Origin of the sequence: Rhizobium sp. SRDI969 (assembly GCF_025152725.1) — a bacterium.
Lineage (GTDB): Bacteria > Pseudomonadota > Alphaproteobacteria > Rhizobiales > Rhizobiaceae > Rhizobium > Rhizobium leguminosarum_I.
In genome coordinates this window covers 442,450-462,465 of sequence record NZ_CP104036.1, presented here as the reverse complement: position 1 = coordinate 462,465, position 20,016 = coordinate 442,450, and the positions used below count along the sequence as shown (strand labels likewise).

14 protein-coding genes and 3 pseudogenes are annotated in these 20,016 nt (G+C 60.2%); 11 read left to right on the top strand and 6 right to left on the bottom strand.

Annotated elements, in window-relative coordinates; genetic code table 11:
• The first annotated feature begins 10 nt into the window (after positions 1 to 10).
• The 6 genes from N2A41_RS26300 (at position 11) to N2A41_RS26275 (ending at position 7,551) form a co-directional block, all read left to right on the top strand.
• Positions 11 to 1,387 (top strand): aspartate aminotransferase family protein, encoded by a 1,377-nt coding sequence (locus tag N2A41_RS26300; RefSeq protein WP_222350871.1) that lies wholly within the window; start codon positions 11 to 13, stop codon positions 1,385 to 1,387.
• 221 nt (positions 1,388 to 1,608) lie between these two features.
• Positions 1,609 to 2,322, top strand: coding sequence for an HAD-IA family hydrolase (locus N2A41_RS26295; protein ID WP_222350870.1), 714 nt, complete (start codon positions 1,609 to 1,611; stop codon positions 2,320 to 2,322).
• A 63-nt stretch (positions 2,323 to 2,385) separates the two neighbouring features.
• On the top strand, positions 2,386 to 3,996 hold the full coding sequence (locus N2A41_RS26290; RefSeq protein WP_260111209.1) for an ABC transporter substrate-binding protein: 1,611 nt from the start codon (positions 2,386 to 2,388) through the stop codon (positions 3,994 to 3,996).
• Positions 3,997 to 4,085: 89 nt separating this feature from the next.
• Positions 4,086 to 5,036 (top strand): ABC transporter permease, encoded by a 951-nt coding sequence (locus tag N2A41_RS26285; protein WP_222350868.1) that lies wholly within the window; start codon positions 4,086 to 4,088, stop codon positions 5,034 to 5,036.
• Positions 5,033 to 5,899: an ABC transporter permease gene (locus N2A41_RS26280; RefSeq protein ID WP_222350867.1), complete on the top strand. Its 867-nt coding sequence runs from the start codon at positions 5,033 to 5,035 to the stop codon at positions 5,897 to 5,899. Before N2A41_RS26285 ends, N2A41_RS26280 begins: the two co-directional genes overlap by 4 nt.
• Positions 5,896 to 7,551, top strand: coding sequence for an ABC transporter ATP-binding protein (locus N2A41_RS26275; protein WP_260111208.1), 1,656 nt, complete (start codon positions 5,896 to 5,898; stop codon positions 7,549 to 7,551). Before N2A41_RS26280 ends, N2A41_RS26275 begins: the two co-directional genes overlap by 4 nt.
• Before the next feature lie 272 nt (positions 7,552 to 7,823).
• Here the strand turns inward: N2A41_RS26275 and N2A41_RS26270 are convergent, their stop codons facing one another.
• On the bottom strand, positions 7,824 to 8,300 hold the full coding sequence (locus N2A41_RS26270; RefSeq protein WP_003562931.1) for an Lrp/AsnC family transcriptional regulator: 477 nt from the start codon (positions 8,298 to 8,300) through the stop codon (positions 7,824 to 7,826).
• A gap of 233 nt (positions 8,301 to 8,533) precedes the next feature.
• Here N2A41_RS26270 and N2A41_RS26265 point away from each other — a divergent pair, with 233 nt between their 5' ends.
• Complete coding sequence (locus N2A41_RS26265) at positions 8,534 to 9,859, top strand: NAD(P)/FAD-dependent oxidoreductase (protein WP_260111207.1); 1,326 nt, start codon at positions 8,534 to 8,536, stop codon at positions 9,857 to 9,859.
• Positions 9,860 to 10,115: 256 nt separating this feature from the next.
• Here N2A41_RS26265 and N2A41_RS26260 read toward each other — a convergent pair.
• A pseudogene (locus N2A41_RS26260) lies at positions 10,116 to 10,460 on the bottom strand (methyl-accepting chemotaxis protein); the annotation flags it as partial.
• 242 nt (positions 10,461 to 10,702) lie between these two features.
• On the opposite strand from N2A41_RS26260, the gene zwf reads away from it, so the two are divergent.
• Positions 10,703 to 12,169: a glucose-6-phosphate dehydrogenase gene (zwf, locus tag N2A41_RS26255; RefSeq protein ID WP_170256617.1), complete on the top strand. Its 1,467-nt coding sequence runs from the start codon at positions 10,703 to 10,705 to the stop codon at positions 12,167 to 12,169.
• Between the two features lie 186 nt (positions 12,170 to 12,355).
• On the opposite strand, the pseudogene N2A41_RS33505 reads toward zwf, so the two are convergent.
• Together N2A41_RS33505 and N2A41_RS26250 are read right to left on the bottom strand one after the other, a co-directional pair.
• Positions 12,356 to 12,470, bottom strand: a pseudogene (locus N2A41_RS33505) (IS5/IS1182 family transposase); the annotation flags it as partial.
• Positions 12,471 to 12,655: 185 nt separating this feature from the next.
• Positions 12,656 to 12,902, bottom strand: a pseudogene (locus N2A41_RS26250) (hypothetical protein).
• Between the two features lie 60 nt (positions 12,903 to 12,962).
• On the opposite strand from N2A41_RS26250, the gene N2A41_RS26245 reads away from it, so the two are divergent.
• The 3 genes from N2A41_RS26245 to N2A41_RS26235 all read left to right on the top strand — a co-directional run bounded on the left by N2A41_RS26245 (position 12,963) and on the right by N2A41_RS26235 (position 16,351).
• Entirely contained in the window at positions 12,963 to 13,907 is a 945-nt protein-coding gene (locus tag N2A41_RS26245) for an IS481 family transposase (RefSeq protein ID WP_260111206.1), read from the top strand.
• A gap of 350 nt (positions 13,908 to 14,257) precedes the next feature.
• Positions 14,258 to 15,658, top strand: a complete 1,401-nt coding sequence (locus N2A41_RS26240; RefSeq protein WP_017967538.1) for a selenium-binding protein SBP56-related protein — start codon at positions 14,258 to 14,260, stop codon at positions 15,656 to 15,658.
• A gap of 24 nt (positions 15,659 to 15,682) precedes the next feature.
• Positions 15,683 to 16,351: a hypothetical protein gene (locus N2A41_RS26235; RefSeq protein ID WP_222385490.1), complete on the top strand. Its 669-nt coding sequence runs from the start codon at positions 15,683 to 15,685 to the stop codon at positions 16,349 to 16,351.
• Between the two features lie 497 nt (positions 16,352 to 16,848).
• Here N2A41_RS26235 and N2A41_RS26230 read toward each other — a convergent pair whose 3' ends face one another.
• Together N2A41_RS26230 and N2A41_RS26225 are read right to left on the bottom strand one after the other, a co-directional pair.
• The gene (locus tag N2A41_RS26230; protein ID WP_260111205.1) at positions 16,849 to 18,555 is read right to left on the bottom strand and encodes an adenylate/guanylate cyclase domain-containing protein; all 1,707 of its coding nucleotides are present in this window, start codon (positions 18,553 to 18,555) and stop codon (positions 16,849 to 16,851) included.
• A 401-nt stretch (positions 18,556 to 18,956) separates the two neighbouring features.
• On the bottom strand, positions 18,957 to 20,003 hold the full coding sequence (locus N2A41_RS26225) for an ABC transporter ATP-binding protein (RefSeq protein ID WP_260111204.1): 1,047 nt from the start codon (positions 20,001 to 20,003) through the stop codon (positions 18,957 to 18,959).
• Positions 20,004 to 20,016: the final 13 nt, after the last annotated feature.

Below are 20,016 nucleotides of genomic sequence, written 5' to 3'. Positions count from 1 at the left end.
GGAGATTTCCATGTACAGTAATTCCCTCATCGAACTCGATCGCGCCCACCTCATCCATCCGGTCGCCTCCTATCGCGGCCATGAAAAGCTCGGCGTGCGTGTGCTGGCCTCTGCCAAGGGCGCGACGGTCACCGACGCCTCCGGCAAGCAGCTGATCGACGGCTTCGCCGGTCTCTGGTGCGTCAATGCCGGTTACGGCCACGAAAGCATCGTCGAGGCGGCGGCCCGGCAGATGCGCGAGCTTCCCTATGCTACCGCCTATTTCGGCCTCGGCTCGGAGCCCGCGATCCGGCTTGCCGGCGAACTCGCCGACCGCGCACCGGGCGATCTCAACCATGTCTATTTCACGCTCGGCGGCTCCGATGCGGTGGACAGCACGATCCGCTTCATCCGCTACTACTGGCATGCCCGAGGACAGCCTGAGCGCGATCAGTTCATCTCGGTCGAACAGGGCTATCATGGCTCATCGACGGTCGGCGCGGGCCTGACCGCGCTGCCTGCCTTCCATGCCGGCTTCGGTCTTCCCTTCGATTGGCAGCATAAGATTCCATCTCACTATGCCTATCGCAACCCGGTGGGCGACAATCCGCAAGCGATCATCGACGCCTCGCTTGCGGCGCTGAAAGGCAAGGTCGAAGCGATCGGGCCGGAACGCGTAGCCGCTTTCTACGTCGAACCGATCCAGGGCTCGGGCGGCGTTCTGGTGCCGCCGAAAGGCTGGATGAAAGCCATGCGCGAATTCTGCCGCGCGCACGACATCCTATTCGTCGCGGACGAAGTGATTACCGGCTTTGGCCGCACCGGCCCGCTTTTTGCCTGCACCGAGGATGAGATCGTCCCCGATTTCATGACGACCGCCAAGGGCCTCACCTCAGGCTACGTCCCCATGGGCGCCGTCTTGATGGCCGATCACGTCTATGAAACGATTGCCGAGGGCGCGGGTGCCGCCGCCGTCGGCCATGGCTATACCTATTCGGCCCATCCGGTCAGCGCCGCGGTCGGCCTCGAAGTCCTGAAGCTTTATGAAAACGGCCTTCTCGAAAACGGCGTCAGGGCGGGTGCGCGGCTGATGCAGGGCCTGGAGTCGCTAAGGGATCATCCGCTCGTGGGCGATGTCCGCGGCCGCGGCATGCTGGCCGCCGTCGAGCTGGTGGTCGACAAGGTGAACAAGACGCCATTGCCGGCATCCGCCGAACCCTCCCGCCGCATCTTCGATCGCGCCTGGGAGAACGGCCTCGTCATCCGCGCCTTCGGCAATGGTGTGCTTGGCTATGCTCCGCCACTCTGCTGCACCGAAACGGAGATCGATGCGATCGTCGAGCGCACCCGCGTCACGCTGGACGAGACCCTGGAGGACCCCGATGTGCGTCGGGCGCTGCAGGCCTGAGAATATCGCGAAACCGTCAGATTCGGTATTTTGTGCCGCCTCATGCCGCCTATTCGGAGAATTCGGCGCGGTGCAGGTGACACACTGAAGTCAACGAAAGGCCCGGATCCCGGCAAATGCGGGCCTTCCATACAAGAGCGGGACAATGACCCGTCAGCGGAACAGAATTTTATTCTTCGAGAAGCCGCGCTCCCATCGGAGCCGAACACTGGGGAATTCACGTGAGCAAAAGCCTTTCGGAATTCAAATATATGACCTTCGACGTCGTCGGCACGCTCATCGACTTCGAAGGCGGCCTCAAGACCTGCCTAGCCGAGATCGCGGCCGAGGCGGGGACTGAAGTCGACGGCGAGCAGGCTCTTAGCCTTTACCGCGCAGCCCGCTACTCCGAAGACGCCGATCTCTTTCCCGACGACCTCGTTCGCGTCTACCTCGCGATCGCGCCGAAGCTCCGCCTGCCCGCCGAGCAAAAATATGGCGAACAGCTGCGGGATTCGGCAAAGAGCTGGAAGGGTTTTGCCGACAGCGCCGCGGCGCTGGCTAGACTTTCAAAAGATTACCGCCTCGTTGCGATGACCAACGCCCGCCGCTGGGCATTCGATTTCTTCGAGAAGGAACTCGGAAATCCCTTTTATGCCGCCTTCACAGCGGATGATACGGGGACCGAGAAACCCGATCCCGCCTTCTTCGAGAAGGTGGTCGACTATGTCGCCTGGGAAGGACATTCGAAAGACGACATCCTGCATGTCGCCCAGAGCCAATACCACGACATCGGGATTTCCAGGAAACTCGGGCTGACCAATTGCTGGATCGAGCGGCGACATGCCGAGAAGGGTTACGGCGGCACGATCGAACCGGCCGAGTTCACCAAACCCGATTACCATTTCACCTCCATGGCCGGCCTTGCCGATGCCGTGGCCGCCGCGCGCGCCTGACTTTGAAAGCAGATCGGGCCTGCCCGCAACGAGCAGCCCGCCACAGAAGAAAAGGGGAATGAGATGAACGACAAGATCACCAATTGGACCAGATCCGACGAAGCCATGGTCGAAAGCGCCATCCGTCGTGGCGCCACTCGTCGCGAATTGCTGCATATGATGCTTGCAGGCGGCGTGGCCATATCATCCGGCGGGCTCGTGCTTGGCCGCGCCGGCAAGGCGCTCGCCGCCACGCCCGTTTCCGGCGGCACGCTCAAGGCGGCCGGCTGGTCGTCTTCCACAGCCGATACGCTGGACCCCGCAAAAGCGTCGCTCTCCACCGACTATGTCCGGTGCTGCTCCTTCTATAATCGCCTGACCTTCCTCGACAAATCAGGCACGCCGCAGATGGAGCTTGCCGACGCGATCGAGTCCAAGGATGCGAAGACCTGGACGGTCAAGCTGAAGACCGGCGTTACCTTCCATGACGGCAAGCCGCTGACCGCCGATGACGTGGTTTTCTCGCTGAAGCGCCATCTCGATCCGTCCGTCGGCTCGAAGGTCGCTAAGATCGCCGCACAGATGACCGGCTTCAATGCGGCCGACAAACAAACCGTCGAGATCACGCTCGCCAGCCCGAATGCCGACCTGCCGACCATCCTGTCGATGCATCACTTCATGATCGTCGCCGACGGCACGACCGATTTCACCAAGGCCAACGGCACCGGCGCTTTCGTCAAGGAAGTCTTCGAACCGGGTGTTCGCTCGGTCGGGATCAAGAACAAGAACTACTGGAAATCCGGCCCGAACGTCGATTCCTTCGAATACTTCGCTATCAGCGACGACAACGCCCGCGTCAACGCGCTGCTTGCGGGCGACATCCATCTCGCGGCCACGATCAATCCGCGCTCTATGCGCCTCGTCGAGGCCCAGGGCGACGGCTTCACTTTGTCTAAGACGACGTCCGGCAACTATACCAACCTCAACATGCGACTGGATATGGAGCCCGGCAACAAGCGGGATTTCATCGAGGGCATGAAGTATCTCGTCAACCGCGAACAGATCGTCAAATCGGCGCTGCGCGGTCTCGGCGAGGTCGGCAACGATCAACCCGTTTCACCGGCGAACTTCTATCATGACGCAGAGCTGAAAGCGCGGACCTTCGATCCCGACAAGGCGAAGTTCCATTTCGACAAGGCCGGCGTTCTCGGACAATCCATCCCGATCATCGCCTCCGATGCGGCGAGTTCCTCGATCGACATGGCCATGATCATCCAGGCCGCCGGCGCCGAAATCGGCATGAAGCTCGATATCCAGCGAGTGCCATCCGATGGTTACTGGGACAATTACTGGCTCAAGGCGCCGATCCACTTCGGCAATATCAACCCGCGCCCGACCCCTGACATCCTCTTCTCCCTGCTCTACACCTCGGACGCACCGTGGAACGAAAGCCACTACAAATCGGAGAAATTCGACAAGATGCTGATCGAGGCGCGTGGTTCTCTCGATCAAGAGAAGCGCAAGACGATCTACAACGAGATGCAGGGCATGGTCGCCCAGGAAGCTGGTACAATCATTCCGGCCTATATCTCGAACGTCGATGCCACGACCGCCAAGCTCAAGGGCCTGGAAGCCAACCCGCTAGGCGGCCAGATGGGATACGCTTTCGCGGAATATGTCTGGCTTGAAGCCTGATTAAGCAAAGCAGACTGGGGCTGCAGCCGCGCCCCAGTTCCTCTATCTGCATTGATGGAACTCAACTCGAACGCAAAGGGAAGACGCCCGTGAACCGCCAGGTCTTATCCCTTGTATTGAGCAGACTATTCGTCGCCGTGATCACCCTGGTGATCGTCTCCTTCGCCGTCTTCTTCGCGACAACGCTGTTGCCTGGAGATACGGCGACGATCCTGCTCGGCCAGGCCGCCACGCCGGAAGCCGTCGAAGGCCTGCGCAAGGCCATGCATCTCGACGAACCGGCGCTCTTTCGTTTCCTGCGCTGGTTAGTCGGGCTGTTGCAGGGTGATCTCGGCACGTCCTATGCCAACCAAATGCCCATCGCAGCTCTCATTGCCGGCCGCTTTGTCAACACGCTGAAACTTGCAGGCGTCACCGCGTTTTTCTCCGTACCGATCGCGCTGACGCTCGGGATCACTGCGGCGATGCTGCGCGGCACCCTTTACGACCGGATCGTCACAGTGATCACCATCGGCGTCATCTCCGTACCGGAGTTCATGGTTGCGACCTCCGCCGCGCTCATCTTCGCCGTCTATCTGAAATGGCTGCCGGCGCTGTCTTTCGCCAATGAGGTCCACAGTCTGGCCGACCTGTTGCGTGTCTATGCCATGCCGGTGATCACCCTCACCTTCGTCGTCTCGGCCCAGATGATCCGCATGACGCGCGCGGCTGTCATCGAGACGCTCAACACACCCTATGTCGAGATGGCATTGCTCAAGGGCGCCTCCCGGCCGCGCATCGTCTTTCGACACGCGCTGCCCAATGCGCTTGGCCCGATCGTCAATGCCGTTGCGCTGTCGCTGTCCTATCTGCTCGGAGGCGTCATCATCGTCGAGACCATTTTCAATTATCCCGGTATCGCCAAGCTGATGCTGGATGCCGTCGCCACCCGCGATCTGCCGCTAATCCAGAGTTGCGCGATGATCTTCTGCCTGGGCTACCTGCTGCTGATCACCATCGCGGATATCATCGCCATCCTTTCCAATCCGAGGCTCCGATGACCACGACAAGTTCCGAAACCACCTCCGGCCGGCTGTCCGGAACCCGGTTTGGCTATCGCTTCAACATCGTCGGCGCGATCGGCTTCACCGTCATCTCCTCATGGGCGCTCGTCGCGATCTTCGCGCCATGGATCATCCGCTACCCCGTCGGCGAGATTATCGATCTCGACTATTTCGGCCCGATGAGCCGGGAACTCTGGCTCGGCTCCGATTATCTCGGCCGCGACATGCTCTCGCGGATTCTGATGGGTGCACGCTACACGGTCGGTATCTCGCTGGCGGCGGTCACGATCGCCTGCTTCAGCGGCGTTGTGCTCGGCATGATCGCAGCGGTGGCCGGCGGCTGGCTGGACACCATCCTCAGCCGCTTCCTCGACGCGCTCAACTCCATCCCGAGCAAATTGTTCGGACTGGTGGTCGTCGCTGCCGTCGGCTCCTCGGTCCCGGTGCTGATCCTGACGCTGTCGGTGATCTACATCCCGGGCGCCTACCGCTTCGCCCGGGCGCTCGCCGTCAACATCAATGCGATGGATTTCATCACCGTCGCGCGTATCCGCGGAGAAAGCACCCTCTATCTCATTCGCTCGGAAATCCTACCGAACATCGTCGGGCCGGTGCTTGCCGATCTCGGCATCCGCTTCGTCTTCATCGTTCTGCTGCTCTCCGGGCTTTCCTTCCTCGGCCTTGGCGTCCAGCCGCCCTATGCCGATTGGGGTGCGCTCGTGCGCGAGAATATCGGCGGCCTGCCGTTTGGTGCGCCGGCGGTGATGTTTCCCTCGCTTGCCATCGCCAGCCTGACGATCAGCGTCAACCTGGTGATCGACAACCTGCCGCAGAAAATCCGCGACCGGAGCACGTCATGAGCAATTTCATCGAAATCCGTGACCTGAAGGTCGAGGCCACCACCGATTCCGGCCGACGCGTCGAAATCATCAAGGGTGTCAGCCTCGATGTTGCCGAGGGCGAGATCGTTGCGCTGATCGGCGAGAGCGGCTCGGGTAAGACAACCATCGCCCTGACCCTCATGGGCCACACCCGCGCGGGCTGTCGTATCTCCGGAGGCAGCGTTTCGGTTGGCAGCAAGGACATGGTCACGCTCAGCGAGAAGCAGCGCGCCAAGGTGCGTGGCACCGAAGTCGCCTATGTCCCGCAATCGGCAGCTGCCGCCTTCAACCCGGCCACATCGATCATGGACCAGGTGATCGAAGTCACGCGTATTCACCAGCTGATGTCGCCGGATGAGGCGCGTGCCCGGGCAGTCGAACTCTTCCGGGCGCTGTCCCTGCCGGAACCCGAGACGATCGGCAGCCGTTATCCGCACCAGGTTTCCGGCGGCCAATTGCAGCGTCTGGCTGCCGCCATGGCGCTGATCGGCGACCCGACCCTCGTTATCTTCGACGAGCCGACTACGGCGCTCGACGTCACAACCCAGATCGAGGTGCTGCGCGCTTTCAAGTCGGTCATGAAGAAGGGTGGTATCGCTGGCGTTTATGTCTCGCACGACCTTGCCGTCGTCGCCCAGATCGCCGACCGCATCGTGGTCTTGAAAGGCGGAGAGACCCAGGAAACCGGCACCACCGAGGAGATCCTCAACAATGCCAAGCACCCCTATACCAGGGAGCTGCTCGCTGCCTTTGAGCCAAAGCCGCGCGGCGCAGTAGGCCCCGCCGAACCCGCGACCGCTCCACTGCTGAGGATCGAAGATCTCGTCTCGGGTTATGGACAGCGCCAGGCTGACGGACTGCCGCTCATTCGCGCGGTCGAGCACGTGAGCCTGAAGGTGGAAAAAGGCCGCAATCTCGGCATCATCGGCGAATCCGGTTGCGGCAAGTCGACGCTCGCCCGGACCGTCGCCGGCATCCTGCCGGCGGCGGTCGGCAAGATCGTCTTCGACGGCACGGAACTGCATCGCAACGCGCGCGAGCGTTCGCGTGATGAGTTACGCGAGATGCAGATCGTCTTCCAATATGCCGATACCGCCCTCAACCCGGCCAAATCGGTGGAGGACATCCTCGACAGGCCGTTGGTCTTTTACCACCGTATGGATCGAAAGGCGCGGAACGCCAGGATCGATCAACTGCTCGACATGGTGCGCCTGCCCCGCAACCTGCGCCATCGCCGGCCGGGCGAACTCTCGGGCGGCCAGAAGCAGCGTGTCAACTTCGCCAGGGCGCTCGCCGCCGACCCGAAGCTGATCCTCTGCGACGAGATTACCTCGGCGCTCGACACGGTGGTCGCCGCCGCCGTCATCGACCTGCTCAAGGAATTGCAGCGCGAACTCGGTCTCTCCTACATCTTCATCAGCCACGACCTCTCGGTGGTGGAGGCGATCTGCGATGAGATCGTCGTGATGTATGGAGGCCGGAAGGTGGAGGAAATCACCTCCTCGACGGTGAAGGCGCCGCAACATCCCTATTCGCAACTGCTGTTCTCATCGGTGCCGACGCTCGATCCGGCTTGGCTCGACGGTCTCCAGCAGGATCCGGAACTGGTGCGGGCCTATTGCCGGCACTGAGCGCCGATCCCCTGCATGCTTGCCAGACACGGCGCGCACCGGCTCCGGTCGTGTTGAAACGCCTGGGATCCACGGCAGGAGATCTGCAAGTGGCAGCAACATTTGCTTTGGAAAGCAAGCCCGAAATTCTGTCGCAAGTCCTTCCAACCAGTATGAAGCTAACATTATAGGGAGAACAACCTGCGACAGAAAGAAACCGGCATCTGCGCAGGACCGACGGGTCGGGGAGATGCGGTTCAGAAGGAGGCCCCGGCCGCAGTCTTTCTCGCCGGCTAATGCGGAAACAAGGTGGTCAGCGGCATGTGGGCCTTGATGATCGGCGACTTCAGGACGACGAAACTGAAATATTTGTCGATGCCGACGTCCAGGTCGGTCAGCCGCTCCATGATCGTCTGGTATTCGTCGATGCCGGCGGTGACGAATTTCAGCATATAATCGTAGCCGCCGGAAACCAGATGGCATTCGATCACCTGGTCGACCTTCTCGATCGCCGCCAGGAAACGGGCGAAATCGATCTGCCGGTGGTTTTTCAGGGTGATCTCGGTGAACACGGTCAGCGTCTGCCCCAGTTTGCTGACGTTGATCTGGGCCGAATAGCCTTCGATATAGCCCTCCGACTGCAGCTTCTTCACTCGCATCAAGCAGGGGCTCGGCGAGAGATTGACCAGTTCGGCAAGTTCCACATTCGTCACGCGGCCATTCTTCTGCAGTTCGTAAAGGATTTTTACGTCGATCCGGTCGAGTTTCATCTCACACGCCCTCACTTGCTGGAGATCGCCAATGACGCAGCAGATTATGCTGCTTGTTCCCCAACACCAACCTTAGCACATGACGTCGGCCTGTCGATCGCGTTGCGAGATAGGCCGAAGCACAAACGGCTGCTGGCATCCCCCCAACGCGGAATCTTCTGCTGCCACGAACCGATCTCCGGCAAAGCCGTGGCGTCGGATCCGCTACACTGCCATTAAACGGAGACTCTCCCATGCCCGCACCGCTCAATCGCGTCGACACCACGCCTGAACTGCCTTCCACCGCTGATGCCGTGGTCATCGGCGGCGGCATCGTCGGCGTTTTTGCGGCCTATTATCTCACCAGGCGCGGATTGAAGGTCACCCTCGTGGAGAAGGGCCTGATCGGCGCCGAGCAATCGAGCCGCAACTGGGGCTGGTGCCGCCAGCAGAACCGCGACGCCCGCGAACTGCCGATGTCGACGAAGAGCCTCGATCTGTGGGAACGCTTCGCCACTGAGACCAGCGAGGACACCGGCTTTCGTCGTTGCGGCCTCTTCTATCTCAGCAATAGCGACGCGGAACTGTCCGGCTGGGCGCGCTGGCGCGATTTCGCCCACTCGGTTGGCGTCACGACACATATGCTGAGCAGCGCCGAGGCAACCGAACGCGGGCATGCCACCGGCACCTCTTGGAAAGGCGGGGTGTTTTCGCCGACCGACGGCACCGCCGACCCGGCGAGCGCTGCGCCGGCCGTCGCGCGTGCGATCCTCAAACTCGGCGGCACGGTACATCAATCCTGTGCGGCCCGCGGCCTCGACGTCGAAGGCGGCAGGCTCTCGGGCGTCGTCACCGAGCATGGCACAATCCGCACGAAAATCGCGATCCTGGCCGGTGGCGCCTGGGCCTCCTCCTTCTGTCGCCAGCTCGGCATTCGATTTCCGCAAGCCTCGATACGCTCCTCGATCCTCTCCGTATCTCCGGGCGCAGGTAGCCTTCCGGATGCGCTGCATACATCCGCCGTTTCGGTGACGCGACGCCGCGATGGCGGCCACACGCTGGCGATCAGCGGCCGCGCCCGCGTCGATCCGACGCCACAGCAGTTCCGCTTCGCGCGGCAGTTCCTGCCGATGTTCGCCCGGCGCTGGCGCAGTCTCGCACCCGGTGGGTTGGAAGGGTTTCGTTCGGGCCACGAATCTCTGGCCCGTTGGCGGCTCGACAGGCCGACGCCGATGGAGCACATGCGCATCCTCGACCCGACGGTCGACGAGGCCACCATTGCCCTCACCCATGCGCGGGCGCTCGAGCTTCTTCCCGCCTTGAAGAAGACCGCCATCAGCGCGACCTGGGCAGGCTATATCGACAGCACGCCCGACGGCGTGCCGGGGATCGGCGAGATCGCCACCCTGCCGGGCTTCATCCTCGCTGCCGGCTTCAGCGGCCACGGCTTCGGCATCGGGCCGGGCGCTGGTCATCTGATTGCCGATATCGTCACCGGCGATGAGCCGATCGTCGATCCCAGGCATTACCATCCTGACCGCTTCGGGACATCCGCCTGGGGCAAAGTGGCGGATTTTTAAGTGCGGCTAGGCCAGCCCCACTCGAACCTCGGGCTGCCGCAGATATGATCACTGTCCGGATCGCAGCATAGCCCCGTCATCCCGTGTTGTCGTGAACCAGCGGCCGAGCGCCTCCTCCAATCCGTCCGCGCTGCTCTCCTCACCAAGCCACACAGGCATCGGGGCGGATCAGCATCGAAGGACCTCTATCGATGGCGACTCAACTTATGGAGCCCCCAGGTTCCCTGGCACATCGGGGAGATTTCGAAGCATCCCTTCAGGAGACCAGGGACATCGGCGGGCGGGGGGCGGGCGATGCCTTGCGGATATCGGCGGTCTGAAAGTGGAAGATTCTTTCGTTCAACACTTCCACCTGATGCCGGAGCCGATGAATCTCCGCGGTGTTTTCCTGCACCATGGCGGCATTGTGCTGGGTGATGTGCTCGACATCGCGAACGGCGTTGTTGACCAAGTCGATCCCCTTATATTGCGTGGTCGTCGAAGACGAGATGACTTGCACCAGCCCATTGATCGAGGTGAACTGGTCCATGATGGATGACAGCGCCTGGCCGGTCTCCTCGACGAGTTGGACGCCGGTGCCGACCTGCAATGCGCTGGTGGAAAAATGAGGTGCTCAAGACCTTGGTATCGAGAAAGTCGGCAAACGAGCGACCGAAGTCGCTAAGACGCGGCACTTCGGGACGGTATCGCCGCCCCCCTTGCTCCGCTACGCAATCCATGCGTCTATTTAACCTTTGAGGGGTGAGCTTCAACGTCATGGCATCACGCACGAAGATAGCCGCTTCGCGGCAGCTCGGAGCTGGGGTCGACCTCCATCCCCAAGGGACAACGGAAGACTTGAGGATGAGTGTTTTGCGCAAGAATTCAACTCGGGTAGGCCCCGGCTATCCACAGGTCGTTGTGCTTGTCGGCGCGACAGGCGATCTCTCACGACGCAAGCTACTGACCGGGCTGTTTCACCTGACGAATGCGGGCTTCATTCCAGGCTGCCGCATTATCGGCGTCTCGCTCGACGACATTGACGCGGATGCCTTCCGCACTATCGCCCGTGACTCGCTGGACAAGTTCTTGACTCGCAAGTTCTCGCAGTCCGAATGGGAAGCGTTTGCCGCATCGCTCGACTACGTCCCGCTCGCTGCCGGCGCCGATGCTCTCAAGGAAGCGGTCGACAGGGCCGAGGCAGCACTGGGCGCCGAGACGCGGCGCGTGCACTATTTATCCGTGCCACCAAGTGCCGCCCTTCTGGCTGTGCAACTCCTCGCCCAGGCTGAGCTGACTGAACGCTCCCGAATCATTATGGAAAAGCCCTTCGGCACAGACCTTGCCAGTGCCGTTGCACTAAACAAGAAGCTGCACGAAGTGTTCGACGAGAAGCAGATCTTCCGCATCGACCATTTCCTCGGGAAGGAGCCGGCACAAAACATCCTGGCCTTCCGATTTGCCAATGGCCTGTTCGAACCAATCTGGAACCGGAACTTCATCGACCATGTGCAGATCGACGTCCCGGAGACGCTCGGCCTTTCCACCCGCGCCGCCTTTTACGAGACCACCGGCGCCTATCGTGACATGGTGGTGACCCACCTCTTCCAGATCCTCGGCTTCATGGCGATGGAGCCGCCCACTGCTCTTGAGCCTGCGCCAATCTCGGAAGAGAAGAACAAGGTGTTCCGCTCCATGTTGCCGATTGAGCCGCGCGACGTGGTGCGCGGTCAATACATTGGCTACCGTAATGAGCCTGGCGTCGATCCCGAAAGCGACACTGACACCTTCATCGCCCTAAAATGCGCCATCGACAACTGGCGCTGGGCCGGAGTGCCCTTTTACCTGCGTACAGGCAAGCGCATGGCCGAGGGGCAGCGCATTATTTCGATCGCGTTCCGCGAGCCCCCGAAATCGATGTTCCCGCCGGGATCTGGCGTGGGGGCACAGGGCCCTGACCACCTCACTTTCGACCTCGCTGATGCCTCCAAGGTCTCGCTTTCCTTCTATGGCAAGCGCCCTGGCCCGGGCTTCCGGCTCGACAAGCTCTCGCTGCAATTCGCCATGAGCGAAACAGGCCTGATTGGCGAAGTTCTGGAGGCCTACGAGCGTCTGATCCTCGACGCCATGCGCGGTGACCACACGCTCTTCACTACGGCCGAGGGTATTGAGCGTCTCTGGGAGGTTTCCCAACCTCTCCTCGATAACCCGCCGCCCGTACGCCTCTACGACCAGGGCGGCTGGGGGCCGAAGTCGATCCACCAACTCATTGCCCCGCACGCCTGGCGCCTGCCGTTCGAACGCGCCTGGAGGGATGCGGCAAAAGGATGATTGACGGTCAAAAGTTGGATCGATGTCGGCGGTCGGAATGGCGCCGACCAATTGCGAACAATCCCAATAAAATGACGTTGGCAGAGATGTGCAGGAAACCGAATTTCGACCGCTAATGCTCAGTTCCGGAGTGGCATTGGTGCGCGGACCTGCATTTGTGCAGATTTCGGTCTTTTGATACATCGTTTATTTCGTCGCCGCCGTCGGTACCTTGCAGCGAGCGGATTTCGGGCGTCCGCAGGCGGGTGTTCGGTTCAGTATTGCAGCCGATCACAGCCTCTGTTTGCTGAGCGGCGAACGAGCTATGCAACCCGCTGCAACGTCGTCCTGGCAAGTGCTCGCTCCAGAGCTTCGATCCAAGCCGGATCGTGCGAATGCCCACCCGTCCCGTAGGATCGCTATTGCCTTGCTGATTGGCATGGCAACTTGATACCGCCCGTCGGCCGCCTGGGTAAATTGGCTGGGCTGTGGTAATCGCGTCAGGATTCAATGATTGGGATTGCGGTCACGAAGAAGACCCTGCAAGCGGCCGCTCCCGCTTGTGAGGGATATGCCTTTGAACAACCGCGATATGAGGCGCGGCCGCAATCCTTGCCTCTCATCAATGAGGAGGAATGACATCCTCTTTATCTCGATCGTGATCACGCCTGCATTGTCATGGCGACGATAATTCCCCGAATCCATCGCATGGAAAATTTTCCACCGCCCAGGCGGCTATCATATCCGCGTTCATCTGGTGTTTAGTCCCGGCATTTGATGGTGCATTATTTTCCTTAGAATGGAGGGAGGTACTATGGGCCAGGTTCTACACGGGAGCGCCACAACGACAGAGGCAATCCGTCGAGCAATACAAAATAGTGAAGAGAGCCTGAGAGCGCTTTCAAAGCGGTATGGGGTCAATCAGAAGACGATAGCCAAATGGAAGAGACGGACATCATTGGCCGATCTTCCGACAGGCCCGAAGGACCCGCATTCGACAATCCTCTCCCTTGAAGAAGAAGCCGTCATCGTCGCCTTTCGCAGGCATACATTGCTGCCTCTTGATGACTGCCTCTATGCCCTTCAACCGACGATCCCGCATCTGACGCGTTCGTCCCTGCACAGGTGTCTGCAGCGCCACGGCATTTCACGCCTGCCGGAAGTGGAAGGCGACAAAGAACCGAAGAAAAAGTTCAAAAGCTACCCGATCGGCTACTTCCACGTCGATATTGCCGAGGTGCAGACGGCTGAGGGCAAGCTTTATCTCTTTGTAACAATTGACCGAACATCCAAGTTCGCCTTCGCTGAACTCTATGCCAAAGCCGGCAAGATGAATGCCGCCCAGTTCCTGCGCAACCTGACCGCGGCGGTGCCCTACACCATCCATACTATCCTGACCGATAACGGCATCCAGTTCACCAACCGGGCGTGTGACCAAAATGCTTTCCAGCACATCTTCGACCGGGTCTGCGAGGAGATCGACCATCGCCTGACAAAGGTTAAGCACCCATGGACCAATGGGCAGGTCGAGCGGATGAACCGAACGATCAAGGAAGCTACTGTCAAGCGCTTCCACTACGACGATCACGCACAACTGAAAAAGCATCTCGCCGACTTCATCGACGCGTACAATTTTGGGCGCAGGCTCAAGACACTAAAGGGACTCACCCCCTACGAGTTCCTCTGCAAAAGCTGGACTTCCGAGCCAGATCGATTCATCATCGATCCTATCCATCAAATGCCGGGACTAAACACCTAGCGGCCACCTCGATGATCTCGCCACCCTTGTGTGCGCATGTTGGCAATGCTGAATTCGCCGGCCGCTCAATGTTGGGATAACAGTATCACTCGTAACGATGGCTTCGCATGGCCGCCGGGCATCGATTTTTTGAAGCCAACCAAGCTCCTCGTAGAATCTGTAGTCCATGTCACTGATTCCTCTTCCGGTGCAAACGAGATTGTAGTTCTCTAGAATCCGTGAGATTCTCCAAAGTCGGATGAAAATAGCGTGCGAACAACAAAGCGTCTCGACGTTTTCGGCGGGCGTCCAAACGCAGGTCGTGCCCTGATTGTCTGACGGGCTGCTTAACCCGCCAAGGGAGGACGACGATGACTGTACGGCCAGACCGGACTTTCCACGCGACTGCCAAGCTCGCAATGCAGGCGCCAGTCGAAAATTTTGCGTACACTTTGATGTTGAGTCCCGACTTCTCTCGGCCTGATGGATTAGCAATAGTTGACGTAGACCCGAAGTCAAAGGACTACGGCAAGGTCGTCCATAGCGTGATAATGCCAAACAAGGGCGACGAGTTTCACCACTTCGGCTGGAACGCGTGCTCTTCGGCCCTTTCGCCGCTGAACGGTCACCCGTTTCTCGAGCGCCGGTTTCTGATCATTCCCGGTATTCGATCTTCGCGCATCTACGTAATAGACACCAAGGGCGGACCGACCAAAGCCAAAATCCACAAGGTCATCGAGCCAGAAGAAGTGTTTGCCAAGACGGGCTATTCTAGGCCTCATACGATTCACTGCGGTCCGGAAGGTATTTATGTCTCGACGCTTGGGGGCGGTGGCCCTGAGGGCACCGACGGACCTCCCGGCATCTTTGTCATGGATTGCGAGACGTTCGATGTCATCGGGCGCTATGAGATCGATCGTGGGCCACAGGACAAGCAGTATGATTTCTGGTGGAACCTGCCACGCGACTACATGGTATCGAGCGAGTGGGCACTTCCGCCGCAGTTCGAGAAGGGCATCGTCCCGGAAGATCTCCTGTCGAACAAATATGGACACCGGGTGCATTTCTGGGATTTGCGCGAACGCAGGAACGTGCAGACCATTGATCTGGGAGCCAATCACCAGATGGCACTGGAAGTCCGCCCCGCCCATGACCCGGTAAAAGAATACGGTTTCCTTGGAGTGGTCGTTGACACGACAAACCTTGAGGGATCGATCTGGACATGGTGGCGCGAGGACGGCAAATTTCATTGCGAAAAGACGGCGACTATCCCGCCCGAGGCAGCCGCGAAAGATGACCTTCCCCCGCTTTTGCAGGGCTTCGAGGCGGTCCCGCCGCTGGTAACCGACATAGACCTATCGCTCGATGACCGCTTCCTCTACGTATCCTGCTGGGGGACCGGTGAGATGCGCCAATATGACGTCACCGATCCTATGAAGCCTAAGCTTGCAGGGTCCGTCCATATTGGCGGCATCACGCGCAAGACCAAGCATCCCGGCGGCGGCGACTACAGGGGCGGACCGCAGATGGTCGAGATCAGCCGCGACGGCAAACGCGTTTACTGGACCAACTCCCTGTATTCGACCTGGGATGACCAATTCTATCCCGATGGCATCCCGGCAGCCATGGTCAAGGCCAGTGTCGGCGAGAACGGTGGGATCACCCTGGACAAGGACTTTTTTGTCAAGTTCCCCGAGGGGTATCGCTCGCACCAGATTCGTTTGGAAGGCGGCGATTGCTCAACGGATTCATTTTGCTATCCATCGGTGTAACGGACTGCTCGGATCAATGAAGCGATGAGCGAGTGGACGACTGCCGGGTCTCTCTGGTTGGCCGTCATCGCCAGCGGCATTTATCATGGCGTCAACCCCGGCATGGGCTGGCCGTTGGCCGTCTCGGCCGGACTGTTGGACAGACGTGCCAGCGAATTGTTCCGGGCGCTCGGCCTTTTGGCAATGGGCCACTTTGTGGCGATGATTGGCATCCTGCTGCCCTTCGGCGCGATGCTGACGCTGATTGTCTGGGAACGACAGATCCGCATCGCAGCCGGGTTGATCGTGATCGCAGCCGGAATCTATCTCTTGATCAACCGGCGCCACCCGCGTGTTCTTGCCCGTATCCCGCCGGCGCAACTGGCGTTGTGGTCCTTCGCGGCTGCCACCGCGCATGGCGCCGCGCTGATGCTGGTGCCGATTTATCTGGGCCTGTGCTTGGCCGGGGATCCGGATGTCGGACACCGAGCGGCTGCCACGCTCATGACTGGTAATCTGATCACCGCTACCGCCGTCTCCGTGGTCCACGCGGCCGCCATGATTGTAAGTGGCGGCGTTATCGCCATTGCCGTCTATCGATGGCTCGGACCCAAGTTCATCTCACAAAGCTGGTTCAATCTCGATATCGTGTGGGCCGCGAGCCTGATCCTGGTGGGGGGAATTGGGATCGCGAGTCTCGGATTCACTCAGTAGGCCGGAGGCCCTCGATGGTAACGACAAGCATTGCTCCGCTTTTGATCGCGGTGGTCCTCGCCTTAAAAGGCGCTGATGCCAGCCCTCGTTTTCTTGGCGGCAGCTGCAGGATTAATCGTTATTTCTCGCCAGACTTATGGGGGGGGGCGGACCTTCGTTGCGGTCGCGCTCCGTATGCTGATCAATCTAGGCGAGGTGGTCTTTTCAAATGGCCATTTGAAGATCACGATGATCACGGCAAAACGCAAAGCGTATGTTCAGCGGCTACTGGACAGAGGGCGGAGCAAACGTTTCACTGTTCGAGTTCTTTAGGCTCAGGACCTAATGATTAGCGGATGCAAGCGGTCCAGCAGAAAAGTCATGCGAGACTCGGGCTGGTTGACGCGTTTTGTGGAGCGTCTGACGAAGCTTGGCACTGCGATCCAGACCGCCGTTCTCGCGCGGCGCATATCCGTTGATAAAGTCCTCGAACGCGTCGCAATTGTCCCCACCCGCTGTCACATCTCCGGCAGGCCGGCCTTTCGAAAGCCGTCGACAAAGTGGTCTCGTACAGATGCATCGCGCAGCGGCTGGGAGCTGAGCCAATGGCCGATCGTGAAATGAGGGTGGGCGATCAGGAACAATTCTGCTTCTCGCCGCGCCTCCTCAAGGTGGCCCAACTGCGCAAGCGTAGCAGCGAGGAATTTGCGTGAGTTGGTACGATACGTGTCTTCCCTGCGGAGTGTCGCGGCTGCCGCCTCATAGTCACGCGCGGCGTACTGCGCCTGCCCAAGATGACAGAGATACCAGCAGGTTGGATGGGGATTGAGCCGCAGAGCTTTTTCGATTTGCGCTAGTCCGTCGGCAACCCTGCCGTCCAGCACGGACATGTCCGACATGGCGGCCCAGGTGTCGGCGTGGTTGGGGTCCAGCTCCAGGGCCTTGGCGAAGGCGGCCTCCGATTCCTCCCATCGCCGCTCATAAGCCAAAATGGTCCCCAGAACGTAACGGCAGCCGGCATCGTTGGGATCTAGGTCGACCGCCTTCTGCGCGAACGTCACCGCCATCCGACGGTTAGGATCTTCGGGCTCGCCGAAATGAGTCCAGGCAAGCCAACGGTTATAGGCGAGCAGACCGAGCGCCTCGGCATATGATGGTTCGAGCTTAACCGCGCGTTGGAGCAGCACATAGGCCTCACGCTCAGTTTGCGGCGACTCTTCCGTCAGGAGGCGAGCGCGCACACACAGATCGTACGCCTCAAGGTTCTTCGGCCGATTGCGCTGCTTCGGGATGGTCAGCCGGCCGACGAGGGCTTCAACAATCTTGGCGTTAACTTCATCCTGTAATTCGAAAACATCTTCCACCGTCCTGTCAAACCGGTCGGCCCACAAGTGCTGGCCGCCAAGCGCGTCGATCAATTGGGCATTGATGCGGACACGGCCCATTGCGCGTCTGGCGCTCCCCTCCAGGACGTAGCGGACGCCGAGTTCCTGGGCGACCAGCCGCACGTCGACCGGCTTGCCCTTGTAGCGATACACGGAATTGCGCGCGATGACGAACAGGCCAGCCGTACGGGAAAGGTCGGTGATCAGGTCTTCGGTCAAGCCGTCGACGAAAGGCGCGTCCGCTTCATCCCCACTCATATTCGTGAACGGCAATACAGCGATCGAGGGACATTCGGGCAGCGGCAATGTGCTCTGCAGCGCATCCGGCCAATGCCACACGCGGACCGGGCGAGTCAGGTTCTTGAGGTAACGTTCGCCTGCATCAAAGAACCGGTCGCCGATCTTGCCGACGATCTCGCCGTGAACTTTGGCTGAAATGCATATACCTCCCGGTGCGGCCTGCGTCTCGAGTCGCGCCGCGACATTGACGCCGTCGCCGAGGATGTCTGAACCGTCGTCAATGACATCTCCCAGATTAACGCCTATACGCAAAAGCAGGCGCCGGTCTCCGGAAGCCTCAACAGCAGTGGTGGCCCGTTGCATTTCCAATGCTGCTGCGACCGCGTCGACCGCGCTACCAAATTCGATTAGGAATCCGTCGCCCATGACCTTGACGATGCGACCCTTGTGGCGCTTTACAGCCGGCTCGATAACGCCAGAACGGAGTTCCCTGAGGTTCGCCAGCGTTGCGACTTCATCAGCCTCCATCAGGCGTGTATAACCCACCACATCGGCAACGACGATGGCGGCAAGGCGACGCTGAATAGATTGGTCCGTCATGTGAGGACAAGCCTAATGACCAAATTAGCAAGTTATTGTTCAACCGTAGGTAAGTCAACAAATCGTAAGAGGTAATATCCAGGCGATCTCCACCTCCATCGAGCCGTAATCCTTCTTTGTGACCGACGGCGTCGAGGTGGACGACACGGAAATGAGTATCCACGAAAAGCGGACGGTTCTTGAACGTCTGGTGATGGGCGGGACGTCCGGTCGCTGCTGCCTGCACCGCCCGCGGAGCACGTTTGGCAGGCGCGTGGCAACAGATCGCCGTGCAATTGGCTAATTCGATCAACTGAAGGGCCGAACACCCAAAACTAAGATGTCGCAAAGGCTGGATGTCACCGGCACCGAACCACGCCCGTCAAATGACGGACGCGGCTCAGCGGGAGGCGCCCGGGGGATCAGCCCAGCCGATTGCCTTCGGCGGAGAAGAGGTGGATTTTCTCGGATTTGGGCGCGAGGTGGATTTGCTGGTCAGGTTTTAAATCCACCCGTCGGTGCAGCACGATGGTTGCCGTCTGCGTGCCGACACGCACCGAAAGATGGGTCTCCGCACCGGTCGGCTCAACAGTCAGCACGGTGGCCGGAATGCCCGTCTCCGCAATGTCGAGGTCTTCCGGACGGATGCCGTAGGTGCGCGCCGCGCTTTGGCTCAATTGCGGCGGAAGCGGCAGGGAAACACCACCCTCGATACGGAAGCCGCCGTCGCTGACGCCGCCCTCGAAAAGGTTCATCGACGGCGAGCCGATGAAGGCGGCGACGAAGGTGTTATCTGGGCGGTCGTAGAGATCGAGCGGCTTGCCGACCTGCTCGATGCGGCCGGCGCGCATGACGACGATCTTGTCGGCCATGGTCATCGCCTCGATCTGGTCGTGAGTGACGTAAACGATGGTCGTGCCAAGGCGCTGATGCAGCTCCTTGATCTCGCTGCGCATGGTCACCCGCAGCTTGGCGTCGAGGTTGGACAGCGGCTCGTCAAAGAGGAACACTTTCGGATGGCGTACGATGGCGCGGCCCATGGCGACGCGCTGGCGCTGGCCGCCGGAAAGCTGTTTCGGCAGGCGCTCCAGCAGGGGTTCGAGTGCGAGAATGGCGGCGGCTTCGCTCACCAGCTTGTCGATTGTCGCCTTATCGCGCCCCTGCAGCTTCAGGGCAAAGCCCATATTTTCGCGCACCGTCATGTGCGGATAGAGCGCGTAGGACTGGAACACCATGGCGATATCGCGCTCCTTCGGCCCGACGTCGTTGACGACGCGGCCGTCGATGCGGATTTCACCGCCGCTGATATCCTCTAGCCCCGCCAGCATGCGCAGAAGCGTGGACTTGCCGCAGCCGGACGGCCCGACGAGTGTGACGAACTCACCGTCCGCGATATCCGCGGAAACCCCGTGGATAACGCTGGCCGCGCCGTATTGCTTCAGAACCCGGTCGATTGCCACCGATGCCATTGTCTGTCCTCCC